General features: G+C 62.7%; 10 protein-coding genes. 2 read left to right on the top strand and 8 right to left on the bottom strand.

Features of this window, described 5'->3' with window-relative positions:
* Positions 1–66: 66 nt before the first annotated feature.
* The 8 genes from tcuB to glyQ form a co-directional block, all read right to left on the bottom strand.
* Positions 67–1,224: a tricarballylate utilization 4Fe-4S protein TcuB gene (gene tcuB / locus ACNA0J_RS17430; protein WP_415820197.1), complete on the bottom strand. Its 1,158-nt coding sequence runs from the start codon at positions 1,222–1,224 to the stop codon at positions 67–69.
* 91 nt (positions 1,225–1,315) lie between these two features.
* Complete coding sequence (gene tcuA, locus ACNA0J_RS17425; protein ID WP_415820121.1) at positions 1,316–2,731, bottom strand: FAD-dependent tricarballylate dehydrogenase TcuA; 1,416 nt, start codon at positions 2,729–2,731, stop codon at positions 1,316–1,318.
* 83 nt (positions 2,732–2,814) lie between these two features.
* Positions 2,815–3,741 (bottom strand): LysR substrate-binding domain-containing protein, encoded by a 927-nt coding sequence (locus ACNA0J_RS17420; RefSeq protein ID WP_415820120.1) that lies wholly within the window; start codon positions 3,739–3,741, stop codon positions 2,815–2,817.
* Positions 3,742–3,752: 11 nt separating this feature from the next.
* Entirely contained in the window at positions 3,753–4,742 is a 990-nt protein-coding gene (locus tag ACNA0J_RS17415; protein WP_415820119.1) for a M48 family metallopeptidase, read from the bottom strand.
* On the bottom strand, positions 4,720–5,457 hold the full coding sequence (locus tag ACNA0J_RS17410; RefSeq protein WP_415820118.1) for a lysophospholipid acyltransferase family protein: 738 nt from the start codon (positions 5,455–5,457) through the stop codon (positions 4,720–4,722). The genes ACNA0J_RS17415 and ACNA0J_RS17410 overlap by 23 nt, the downstream gene beginning before the upstream one ends.
* A 3-nt stretch (positions 5,458–5,460) precedes the next feature.
* Complete coding sequence (gene gmhB / locus ACNA0J_RS17405; protein ID WP_415820117.1) at positions 5,461–5,997, bottom strand: D-glycero-beta-D-manno-heptose 1,7-bisphosphate 7-phosphatase; 537 nt, start codon at positions 5,995–5,997, stop codon at positions 5,461–5,463.
* On the bottom strand, positions 5,994–8,180 hold the full coding sequence (gene glyS / locus ACNA0J_RS17400) for a glycine--tRNA ligase subunit beta (protein ID WP_415820116.1): 2,187 nt from the start codon (positions 8,178–8,180) through the stop codon (positions 5,994–5,996). Before glyS ends, gmhB begins: the two co-directional genes overlap by 4 nt.
* Positions 8,181–9,089: a glycine--tRNA ligase subunit alpha gene (gene glyQ / locus ACNA0J_RS17395; protein WP_415820115.1), complete on the bottom strand. Its 909-nt coding sequence runs from the start codon at positions 9,087–9,089 to the stop codon at positions 8,181–8,183.
* A 262-nt stretch (positions 9,090–9,351) separates the two neighbouring features.
* On the opposite strand from glyQ, the gene ACNA0J_RS17390 reads away from it, so the two are divergent.
* Together ACNA0J_RS17390 and ACNA0J_RS17385 are read left to right on the top strand one after the other, a co-directional pair.
* On the top strand, positions 9,352–10,119 hold the full coding sequence (locus tag ACNA0J_RS17390) for a crotonase/enoyl-CoA hydratase family protein (protein WP_415820114.1): 768 nt from the start codon (positions 9,352–9,354) through the stop codon (positions 10,117–10,119).
* 95 nt (positions 10,120–10,214) lie between these two features.
* On the top strand, positions 10,215–11,738 hold the full coding sequence (locus tag ACNA0J_RS17385; RefSeq protein WP_415820113.1) for a fumarate hydratase: 1,524 nt from the start codon (positions 10,215–10,217) through the stop codon (positions 11,736–11,738).
* The last annotated feature ends 138 nt before the right edge of the window (positions 11,739–11,876 follow it).

Here is an 11,876-nt window from a genome sequence, read left to right as displayed (position 1 = left end):
GGCGCGGGGATTCGAGATTGCCCGTCAAGGGCAACAACGAATCCCCGCACCATCTCGAACGTGTTGTCAGTCAGATCCCAATTTCAAATTGTCGGGCTGCCGTTTTTCGATGGACCATTTCAACAGGGATGCGCAGCGATAGATGCCATGCGCAAATTTCCCGTAGGGCAGGGTCAGGAACAGTGCCATCACTACGCCCAGATGGATGGCGAGAAAGAGTCCCATTGCACTGGTTTCGCGCAGCGCGAGCAGGAGCAGGCCGGTCAGACTGGTCAGGAACAGCAGGGCGATAAAACCGCGATCCATGGGCTTTTGTGCCGCATCGCCTTGCAGAGGATGGCGTCTGAGATTCAGCCAGAGCAAACCCGCAGGCCCGATCAATAGGCCGATGCCTCCGACGGTGCCCAGCAACACAGGCAGGCTGAAATAGGGATAGGGGGCTTCCCAGCCAAACGCATAGTGGTAGAGCGTGGCGACGCTGGTGGCGGCGAAACACAGCATGAAACCGTAGAACGTCAGGTGGTGAAAACGCCGGCGCAGCAAGGTAAATGCGTCGTCGGCGTTGTTGCAGCCTTTGCCGTGTCCGCCATCGAGGTATTTCAGCCGTAGCGCATCGTGAGTGGCCTCGGCGACGGCAGCGCCACTGGCGGTGCCAGGTGAGACGTCGCGCCAGAAACGCGTGACGCCTATGCCGAGCGCGATGATCGCGAAGACGAACACCAGCCCGAACATCAATGCCAAGGTGTTGTGCGGAAAGATGGCGTAGAAGTTGCCGGCGAGCGGTTCGTGCAAGAGGCCGCCGGTGATGGCGACGGTGAGCACCAGGAATAGCGCCAATGCACCCGCAGCCGCGATGGACAGGGTCAGTCCATTTTTTTTGTATAGCTTGCCTAATGCGCTGGGCCAGGCGTAGTCGCTATAGGTCTGCACACGGACTTTGGCCATGGCCTGCGGCACGTTCACGGCAAATTCATGAGGCGGCGCATATTGGCAGGCGTGCAGACAGGCGCCGCAGTTGTGGCAGAGGTTGGCCAGGTAGTTGATGTCGGCTTTGCCGAACTCCAGCCGCCGCGTCATGGCGGGAAAGACGGCGCAGAACCCTTCACAGTAACGGCAGGCATTGCAGATCTGCATGACGCGAGCGACTTCGGTTTCGTCATCGCTCAAGGCAGCCGGCGTGATCGCTGTGCCTTTGGCGTGCCATTGCACGGGTTTTTCTGTCATGGTTGCGGATGAGTTGATACCGTTGCGTGCCATCTGCGATGTGGTGGCTGTCGCAGGCGGCAGTGTTTCGCGCGCTTGATGAACGAGCGCTTCAAGCTGCTTCACGTTGTGCTCCTGTGTTCCGTTGCGCCAGGGCCGAGGCGGCTGCACGTGTGCCGGCGATGCGGCCAAAGGCGGTGCCGATCGACATGCCGACGCCGGCGGTATAGCCTTTGCCCAGCACATTGCCGGCCATCATTTCGCCCGCGACAAACAGGTTGTCGCTCGGTTGGTCGTTGAAACGAACGGCGGCTGTGTCGTCGACTTTCAATCCCAGATAGGTAAACGTGATGCCAGGCCGCAGGGCGTAGCCGTAGTAGGGGGCCGTGTCCAGCGGGCGAGCCCAGTGGGTCTTGGCCGGCTGCACTCCCTCGGTATGGCAGTCGTCGAGTTGGGTGTGATCGAATGTGCCGACGCGGCAGGCGGCGTTGTAGTCGGTCAATGTGCGCATGAACTGGGCTTCGTCCAGGCCGAGTTTGCGCGCCAGCTCGGGCAGAGTGTCGGCCTGGACACCCGGGAACACCGGTGGCATGAATCGGCCGATGGCTTTGGCGTCAATGATGGAATAGGCGATTTGACCGGGCTGCATGGCGGTGAGGCGGCCCCAGATGGCATAGCGCTTGGGCCAGAAGTCCTCGCCTTCGTCGTAGAAGCGTTGTGCGTCGCGGTTGACGACCACGCCCAGCGAGACGCAGTCGATGCGGGTACAGATGCCACCGTCGTATAGCGGTGCGCGCGCGTCGATGGCGACGCAGTGCGACTGCGACGGGTCGCCGATGGTATCGGCGCCAGCGTCGATCATGAATTTCAACAGCACGCCCATGTTGAAACGCGTGCCGCGAATCAGGAAATTGTCGGCAGGCCATTCGCCGCGTTCGTTCTGTCCCCAGGCCTCGCGCAGCCATTCGCGATTGGACTCAAAGCCCCCTGCGGCCAGGACGCAACTGCGCGCGGTGATGCGTTCGTCGCCGATACGGGCCGCGACGAAACGGCCGTTCTCCAGTTCCAGCGAATCGACAGGCGCGTCGTAGCGGATCTGCACGCCGAGCGCCTCGGCGCTGCGGTAGTAGGCGTTCACGAGTGCCTTGCCGCCGCCCATGAAAAAGGCGTTGGTGCGGGCAACATGCAGTGCGCCGGACAATGGCGGCTGAAAATTCACGCCATGTTTGCGCATCCAGTCACGACAGGTGGACGATGCACGGATGACGAGCCGGGCCAGGTGTTCATTGGTGATGCCGCCCGTGACTTTCAGCAAGTCTTGCCAGAATTCTTCTTCCGGATAGGCTTCTACCAGGACGTCCTGAGGGGCGTCGTGCATGCAGCGCAGATTGCGAGTGTGCTGCGAGTTGCCGCCACGCCAGGCTTTGGGCGCGGCCTCCAGCAGCAGTACGCTGGCGCCGGCTTCGCGCGCCATCAAGGCAGCGCACAGGGCGGCGTTGCCGCCGCCAATAACCAATACGTCAATCATGGGGTGTGTAGGCTTGTGTAGTCAGGCCTGCACTATAGGGGCGTGCGAGAGGTGCGCGCTAGCCTACGATCGTCAACGGTTGTTCACGATTTGTGAAGAGTCGCCCCGGGCCACGTGCCTGCCCGAACGAGGTTTTCGACGGTTTGGGCCAGCAAAACCCGGGCTGCCAATGCGGCCGGCGAGAGTTCGTCGTCAGAGACGCTTGCCAGCAGATTGGTGCGCCGCAGATGGCGGTCGGTGATCTGCCGCACGGCCAGGGGCTCGCCGCGCAGTCGTACGATGGCGGCGCCGGGTTGAATGGTGGCGCCAAAGCCATTGCGCACCAGATCCATCAGCACGTCCAGGCCATCAATTTCGGCAGCGAGGTTGAATTCCATGCGCAGGCGCGCAAAAGATGCGTCGACTTGCGCCCGCAAGCCATGGCTGGCGCTAGGCATGAGCAGGGGTAGATTGGCGATGTCGCGCAAACGCACGGGTCCATCAGGGGGCAGGCCAGGCATGTCAGGCGGCGCGATCAGGAACAGCCGTTCATCGATGAGCGGCAGGGTGCTCCAGCGTCGCGCAGTTTCAGTGCGGAAAACGACGGCCAGATCCAGCTGGCGTGCGTTCAGCATGGCGCTCAGGTAGCCGGACAGGCTTTCGACCAGATGTACGCGTACATCGGGATAGCGTTCGCGCATGGCCTGCAAAAACGGCACGGCCAATATCGATGCTGTTGTTGCGGGCAGCCCCAGGCTGACCTCGCCGATCAAACGGGCGGCCTTGGCGGCCCGCGCGGCGCCATCGGCATGGCGCAGGGCCAGTTGAGCCTGGCGCAGAAAGGCCACGCCCGCATCGGTCGGGACGACGCCGCTCGAGGTACGGGTGAGCAAACGCGTAGAGAGTTCGCTTTCCAGGCGGCTGATCTGTTGGCTGAGGGCGGAGGTGACGACGCCAAGATCTGCCGCGGCGCGGCCCATGCTGCCATATTCGGCCACTTTGACGAAATAGCGTAGCTGGCGCAGTTCCATAACGGTGGAGCCTAAAACTGAGGCAGCGTTTTGGGATCGTGCCGCCGCAGCACGTTTTTGGCTTCTTCGAAGCCGGGCAGGATCTGGCCGACTTCGGCCCAGAAATCCTGGCTGTGGTTCATTTCGCGCAGATGGGCGAGCTCATGTGCAATGACGTAATCAATGATGGCTGGCGCGAAATGGATCAGGCGCCAGTTCAACATGATGTTGCCATCGCTGGTGCATGAGCCCCATCGCGTTGCCGCCGCTGAAAGACGCCAGCGGCGGATCTTCAGGCCGCTGATCTGTAGAAAGTGTGCCAGGCGGGTGCCGAACAAGGTGCCGGCGCGTTGTTGCAGCCACGCTTGCGCAGCATCGCGGATGCGTGAGGAATCGGCGTGGGCCGGCAACGCCAGCCACAACGTGTCGCCATCGTTGGGTGCGTCAACGTCGCTGGAGAACTTTGCTTGGCGGTTTTCCGCGTTCAGCCCCAGTACGATGCGTTTACCCAAATAAGGGAGCTCGCCGCCTGCTTGCCAGCGGGTCTCGGACATCGCGAGTTGTTCTTTGCGGGCCTGCCAGTCTCGTAATTTAGCGAGGATCCAGCGCGACTTTTCCCGCACGGCGTCGTCGATTTGCGTGAGCGTGACCCAGTTGGGCGCTGTGACGCGCAGGCCATCATCAGCGATGACAAAGCCGATGCTGCGCCGGCGTGAGCGCAGCAGAACAAAGCCTATGGCTTGCTGTTCCGTCGCGACTTCGCGCCAACGGGCGCCCGGGGGCAGGGGATCCGGACAGGGCGTGGCGATGATGGTGACCCCCGGCCTGACGGGCGGAGGCGGTTGAAGGGCAATGGGCGGCGCCAGAACGTCTGTGGATGGCATGCTGCCTTCAGAGAGGCCGAGAGCCCCCGCTGAGACGGCATCAGCACTGGCAGCCTGCAGCGGTTCGCCGCCGGGTGTGGCTGCGGCAGACGCTACAGGCTGAGAGAACAGAAGTTCAAGCTGACCGTTCTTGGGCATACCTTTCAGGGTTGAGTTGACGCATTTCCCCTTCGATCCACGCCTGCACTTTGGCATTGAGTTCGTCGGGAGTGAGACCCTGTGATTCTATCGTGGGTCCGATGGACAGGGTGATGAGGCCAGGACGCTTGACAAAGGCGTTGCGGCGCCAGCATTCGCCCGCGTTGTGGGCGACGGGAATGACGGCGGCGCCAGTGCGCGAGGCTAACAGGGCGCCGCCCATTTTGAAGCGCGCCGTTTTTCCGGGAGGCACGCGCGTGCCCTCGGGAAAGAGCAACGGCCAGCGGCCTTCGTCCATGCGCTGCTGGCCCTGTTTGATGACTTGTTCAAAGGCGTCCCGGCCCTTGGAGCGGTCAATAGGGATCATGCGCAACAGCGCCAGGCCCCAGCCAAAGAACGGCACCATGTGCAGTTCTTTTTTGTAGACGAAGCAGACTTCACGCGGCATGTGGGCCGGGAAAAACAGCGTTTCCCAGGCCGATTGGTGCTTGGACAGCAGCACGGCAGGGCCATCGGGCAGATTTTCTGCGCCTTTGACCTGCCAGCGGATCCCGCAGAAAAAACGTGCTCCCCAGATCGCCAGGCGTGGCCAGCCGACTGTGAGTTTGTAGCGCCAGTGCAGTGGCAACGGCGCCCACAGCAGACACGCAAAGGCGTAAGGGATGACCGTGACGATCAAAAACACCATGTACAACAGCGAACGCAACCAGGCCATGGCTCAAGCTTCCTGCAACAAGGCGTCGGCCACAGCCGAGAGATCGGCGGCGATGCGTGTGCCGGGCGGCAATGTGCCTTGTTGTGTCTTGGGGCCGTTGCCTGTCAGCACCAGCCACGGCGTGCATCCAGCGGCCGAGGCTGCCTGCAAATCGCGCAGCGAGTCGCCCACTGCGGGGACGCCGGTCAGATCGGCGTCGTAGCGGCGCGCAATGTCGTGGTACATGCCGGGCAGGGGCTTGCGGCATGAGCAGCCGTCTTGCGGGCCGTGCGGACACAGGAAAATGGAATCGACCAACCCGCCTGCCTGGGAGACCTCGCGGTACAGCTTGGCATGAATGGCATTGAGCGTGGGGGTATCGAACAAGCCGCGCGCCAGGCCCGATTGGTTTGTCGCCACCGTGACGGTATAGCCTGCCTGAGACAGGCGGGCGATCGCCGCCAGGCTGCCCGGCAAGGCGATCCATTCATCGGGGTTTTTGACAAAGGCGTCACTGTCCTGATTGATGACGCCATCGCGGTCGAGAATGATCAGCTTCACTGTGCCAGCCTGGAAATGTCAGCGACTTGGTTCATCAGGCCGTGCAATTGCGAGAGCAAGGCCAAGCGGTTGGCGCGCACGGCGGGGTCTTCTGCCATGACCATGACATCGGCAAAGAACGCGTCGACGGGTTGGCGGGCTTGGGCGAGCGTGCTGAGGCTGCCGGCGAAATCGCCGGCTTGCAGCTGGGCCTCGGCCTGCGGACGCAGCGCTGCCACGGATGCTGCCAGAGCTTGCTCGGCAGGCTCGGTCAGGCGGGCCGTATCGACTGCGCCTATCTCGCTTTCGGCCTTTTTGAGCAGGTTGCCGATGCGTTTGTTCGCAGCCGCCAGGCTCGCCGCCTCGGGCAGTTGACCGAATGCGGTGACAGCACGGACGCGGGCGGCGACCTGGTGCAGCGGCGGCGCCAGGGCGATGACGGCATCGACGGCATTGCGGTCGAATTCGCCCGCCAGTTGGTTGCGATAGCGTTCATAGATGAACGTGCGGACTTCGGCCAGCGTGTCGGCCGGGATCTTGCCTGCCGGGAAGGTCTCCGCAGCCAGGGTCAGCAGGCTGTTCAGCGACAGCGGGCCATCGGCGCTGGCGGCCAGCCAATTGCCTGCAGCCAACTGTTCAAAGGCGCTGATCACGCCCAGAGCCGCACGGCGCAAGCCGAACGGATCGCGCTCGCCGGTCGGCGCCAGGCCGATGCCCCAGATACCGATCAGCGTCTCGGCGCGCTCGGCGATGAACAGGATCGCGGCGGTGATGCCCTCGGCGTCTACAGGCGCATCCAGGCGGATGCGATATTGATCGCGCAGCGCCTGGACGACCGATGCGGGCTCGCCATCGCCGGCGGCATAGTAAGCCCCCATGACGCCCTGCAGCTCGGGGAATTCGCCCACCATATTGGTGCCCAGGTCGGCTTTGGCCAGCAAGGCGGCGCGGTCCGCGGCCGAGATATCGCTGCCGAGCTGCTTGGCTACGCCTCGGGCAATCGCGCGCACGCGCTCTACGCGTTCGAGCTGTGTGCCCAATTTGTTGTGATACACGATGCTGCCCAGTTGCTCGACACGTGCCGCCAACGGCGTTTTGCGATCGGTGTCAAAGAAGAACTGTGCGTCGGCCAGGCGGGGGCGCACCACGCGCTGGTTGCCTTCGACGATGTTGACCGGGTTGTCCGTGTGCATGTTGCTGACGATCAGGAAACGATGCGTGAGCTTGCCGGTGGCCGGGTCGAACAGCGGGAAGTATTTTTGATTGAGCCGCATGGTCAGAATCAGGCATTCCTGCGGGACTTGCAGGAATTGCTCGTCAAACTGCCCCTCGTAGACGGTGGGGTGTTCGACCAGGGCGGTGACCTCGTCCAACAGCGCGGCGACTTCGGGGTCGTTGCCCAGGATCCCCTGATCGCCTTGAGCCGAGCCCGAATCCGATGACGTTTCCAGCACGGTGGCCAGGCGTTTGGCGTGGGCCTTTAATTGCTGGGCAATGTCGGCACGGCGCGTTTCGAACGAGGCGATCACGTGGCCTTGTTCGGCCAGGGCGGTCTCGTACGCGTCGGCCTCAGCAATCTCTATCGGCCCATTGGCCATGAAGCGGTGGCCGAGCGTGCTGCGGCCGGCGGTCAGGCCCAGTGCGGAGATCGGCACGATGTCCGCGCCATACAGGGCGATCAGGCTGTGCGCGGGTCGCACGAATTTCACTGTCGTGACGCCATCGGCCAACTGGTAGCGCATGACCTTGGGGATCGGCAGGCCGTCGATCGCGGCTTGCAGGCCCTCCTGCAGGCCCTCGGCCAACTTGGCGCCTGGAGCGATGCCGCGCGCAACCAGATAGTCTTGTTTGCCGTCGGATTCGCGAGCCAGCGTGGCCGGATCGATGTTTTCCAAGCCTTTGGCCGCCAGTTTTTTCGCCAGCGCCGGGGTGGGTTTGCCGTCAGCATCGAGGCCGATTTTCACGGGCATCAGCTTTTCGGCGTAGTCCTGATCGGGGGCTTGCTCGAGTACCTGTGACAGGCGCACGGCCAGACGGCGCGGCGTCGAGTACGCGGTGGTCTGGTTGCCGGCGGCAAGCAGGCCATGCTTGTCCAGCGTGGCGCGTATGCCTTCGGCAAAAGCCTGGCCGAGTTTTTGCAGGGCCTTGGGCGGGAGTTCTTCGGTCAGCAGTTCGACCAGCAGGGGACGGATATGGGTGGTCATTTACGCGGCCTCCTCGGTGCGGCGGCCAGCCAGCATGGGAAAGCCCAGTCGTTCACGGGAATCGTAATAGGCCTGCGCGACGGCGCGCGACAGGTTGCGGATACGGCCGATATAGGCGGCACGCTCGGTCACGCTGATGGCGCCACGCGCATCCAGCATGTTGAAGGTGTGCGCGGCCTTGAGCGCGGCCTCGTAGGCGGGCAGGGCCAGCGGCACGTCCATCAGGCGCTTGGCCTCGGCCTCGTAGTCGTTGAAATGCGCAAACAGCATGTCCGCCGAGGAGTGCTCGAAATTGTAGGTGGACTGCTCGACTTCGTTCTGGTGGAACACGTCGCGATACAGCACGCGGTTGCCGTTGGTGCCCTCGGTCCAGACCAGGTCGTAGACGCTTTCGACGCCCTGCAGATACATGGCCAGACGTTCGAGGCCATAGGTGATTTCACCGGTGGTGGGTGTGCAGTCCAGGCCGCCGACTTGCTGGAAGTACGTGAATTGCGTGACCTCCATGCCGTTGAGCCAGACTTCCCAGCCCAGGCCCCAGGCGCCGAGCGTGGGGTTTTCCCAGTCGTCTTCGACGAAACGGATATCGTGCTGAGTGGGGTCGATCCCCAGTGCTTTCAGCGAGCCGATGTACAGATCCAGGATCTCAGGGGGCGCGGGTTTCAGGACGACCTGATATTGGTAATAGTGTTGCAGGCGGTTGGGGTTTTCGCCGTAACGGCCGTCTTTGGGGCGGCGCGAGGGTTGCACATAGGCGGCGCGCCAGGGCTCCGGCCCGATGGCGCGCAGGAACGTGGCTGTGTGCGAGGTGCCCGCGCCGACTTCCATGTCGTACGGTTGCAGCAGCGCGCAGCCCTGCTTGTCCCAGTAGTCCTGGAGCGTGAGAATGATTTGCTGAAAGGTGAGCATAAGATTCTTGGAATTCGGGTCGCCGGGCAGCTGGTCTGCGGGAGCAGTCCGGCCCCTGTAGGCGGGAAAGTCGGCCATTTTAACTGGCCTGGGCGTTCGCTGGGTGGACAGCCCGTGACGCAGCGTATATCCGGGCAAAGCGCCGCCTTTTCTCCTGGCGCCACGGGGGTGGAGGCAAGCTCGCGCCGATGGTCGTATGATTCGGTATCTCCGTAAGTCTTATAGATAACCGCGGGCCGAATGTCCGCCCTGGGAGCATTGCATGTCTGAATTGATCAAGGTCGAGGTCACCGACGGTATCCAGATCATTACCGTCAACCGCCCCGAGGCCAAGAATGCCATCAACCTGGAGACCGCACAGGCCATGGCCGCGGCGCTCGATGAGCTGGACAGCCGCGATGACGTGCGCATCGGCATTCTGACCGGCGCAGGCGGGACGTTTTCCTCGGGCATGGACCTGAAGGCTTTTGCGCAGAGCGGCCAGCGGCCCTATGTCGAGGGCCGCGGCTTTGCCGGGCTGAACGAGCGCCCGCCGCGCAAACCATTGATCGCCGCCGTTGAGGGCTATGCGCTGGCCGGCGGGTGTGAGATGGCATTGGCGTCTGATCTGATCGTTGCGGCGAATAACGCCAAGTTCGGCCTGCCCGAGGTCAAGCGCGGCCTGGTGGCTGGCGCTGGCGGTTTGCTGCGTTTGCCGCGCCGTCTGCCCTATCACATCGCCATGGAATTCATTTTGACCGGCGAGATGCTGAGTGCCGAGCGCGCGCATGGTTATGGCCTGGTCAATCGCCTGACCGAACCGGGCAAGGCGCTGGAGGGCGCACTGGAATTGGCCCGCGTCATCGTCGAAAACGGCCCGCTGGCCGTGCAGACGGCCAAGAGCATCGTGGCCCAGGGGACGGATTGGGATCAAGAAGGCATGTTTGACCGCCAGCGCCCGCTGATTGCCCATATTTTCACCTCGGCCGACGCCAAAGAGGGCGCCACTGCCTTTGCCGAAAAACGCAAGCCCGTGTGGCAAGGCAAATAGGCTGGCGCGTCGAGGCCTAAAATAAGTTGTTGATTATCGTGCGGCCCGCCAGTCGGGCCGCTTATTCCATTTTTGTTGCTTTTGCTTAAATCGCCATGTCTACTCTGATCAAAGAAGAAGACTTCATACAGTCTATTGCTGATGGGATTCAGTTCATCAGCTATTACCACCCCGTTGACTATATCCGCCATCTGGCCCGCGCCTACGAGCGCGAGGAAAGCCCGGCTGCGCGTGATGCCATGGCCCAGATCCTGACCAACTCGCGCATGTGCGCCGAGGGCAAGCGTCCGCTGTGCCAGGACACGGGTATCGTCAACGTATTCCTGAAAGTAGGCATGGACGTGCGCTTTGAGACCAAGCGTACGCTGCAGGAACTGTGCGACGAAGGCGTGCGCCAGGGATACACCAATCCTGACAATCCGCTGCGCGCCTCGGTGTTGGACGATCCGATCTTTGCCCGTAAAAACACCCGCGACAACACACCCTGTATTTTGCACGTCGAGCTTGTCCCCGGTGACAAGGTCGACGTGCAAATCGCCTCGAAAGGCGGTGGCTCCGAGAACAAGTCCAAGTTCGTCATGTTGAACCCCAGCGACTCGCTGATCGACTGGGTGCTCAAGACGGTGCCGACGATGGGCGCGGGCTGGTGCCCGCCCGGCATGCTGGGCATCGGCGTCGGCGGCACGGCTGAAAAAGCCATGTTGATGGCCAAGCAGTCGCTCATGGAAGACATCGATATGTACGAACTGCTGGCCCGCGGCCCGCAGAACAAGCTCGAAGAGCTGCGTATCGAACTCTACGAAAAGGTCAACGCACTGGGCATCGGCGCGCAGGGCCTGGGCGGCCTGACCACCGTGCTGGACGTCAAGATCAACACCTTCCCGACGCACGCGGCCTCCAAGCCGGTTGCGATGATTCCGAACTGTGCGGCCACGCGTCACGCTCACTTCGAGTTGGATGGTTCCGGTCCGGCTCGTCTGGATCCGCCGTCCTTGTCGGAATGGCCCGAGGTCCACTGGGCGCCGGATTACAACAAATCCAAGCAAGTGAACCTGGACACCCTGACCCCCGCCGAGGTCGCGAGCTGGAAACCCGGCCAGACCCTGTTGCTGTCGGGCAAGATGCTGACCGGCCGCGATGCCGCGCACAAGCGTATTCAGGACATGCTGGCCAAGGGCGAGCCGCTGCCGGTAGATTTCACCAACCGCGTCATTTACTACGTGGGCCCGGTGGATCCGGTGCGCGACGAGGTGGTTGGCCCGGCTGGTCCCACCACGGCGACCCGCATGGACAAGTTCACCGAGATGATGCTGGCCCAGACCGGCTTGATCTCGATGATCGGCAAGTCCGAGCGCGGCCCTGTCGCTATCGAGGCCATCCGCAAGCACAAGTCGGCCTACTTGATGGCTGTCGGCGGCGCTGCCTATCTGGTGTCCAAGGCGATTCGCGAGGCGCGCGTGCTGGCCTTTGAAGACCTGGGCATGGAAGCCATCTACGAGTTCGACGTAAAAGACATGCCAGTCACGGTGGCGGTCGATTCCGAAGGCACGTCGGTGCACACTACCGGTCCGAAGGAATGGCAGGCACGCATCGGCAAAATTCCGGTCGCGGTCGCTTAAAGCATTTGCCTGTAAGCCCCAGGGCATTTTTCCCCACAGGGTTGTAGTCTGTGGCATGCGTAGTGTGGAGTTCTTTTGGCGCAGGAGGTCGGCGTGTAAAAGCCCCGCCGGGCCTATCGCCGCGACTCGGCCCATGAG

The organism is Bordetella tumbae, assembly GCF_965139195.1.
Lineage (GTDB): Bacteria > Pseudomonadota > Gammaproteobacteria > Burkholderiales > Burkholderiaceae_B > Bordetella_A > Bordetella_A tumbae.
This window is presented reverse-complemented; position numbering and strand designations above follow the sequence as displayed.

Coding starts and splice junctions, on each gene's coding strand:
- ACNA0J_RS17410 (WP_415820118.1), bottom strand. CDS start 5,457: ATGGCCTGGTTGCGTTCGCTGTTGTACATGGTGTTTTTGATCGTCACG.
- ACNA0J_RS17385 (WP_415820113.1), top strand. CDS start 10,215: ATGTCTACTCTGATCAAAGAAGAAGACTTCATACAGTCTATTGCTGAT.
- ACNA0J_RS17415 (WP_415820119.1), bottom strand. CDS start 4,742: ATGCCCAAGAACGGTCAGCTTGAACTTCTGTTCTCTCAGCCTGTAGCG.
- ACNA0J_RS17420 (WP_415820120.1), bottom strand. CDS start 3,741: ATGGAACTGCGCCAGCTACGCTATTTCGTCAAAGTGGCCGAATATGGC.
- ACNA0J_RS17390 (WP_415820114.1), top strand. CDS start 9,352: ATGTCTGAATTGATCAAGGTCGAGGTCACCGACGGTATCCAGATCATT.
- tcuA (WP_415820121.1), bottom strand. CDS start 2,731: ATGATTGACGTATTGGTTATTGGCGGCGGCAACGCCGCCCTGTGCGCT.
- glyQ (WP_415820115.1), bottom strand. CDS start 9,089: ATGCTCACCTTTCAGCAAATCATTCTCACGCTCCAGGACTACTGGGAC.
- tcuB (WP_415820197.1), bottom strand. CDS start 1,224: ATGACAGAAAAACCCGTGCAATGGCACGCCAAAGGCACAGCGATCACG.
- glyS (WP_415820116.1), bottom strand. CDS start 8,180: ATGACCACCCATATCCGTCCCCTGCTGGTCGAACTGCTGACCGAAGAA.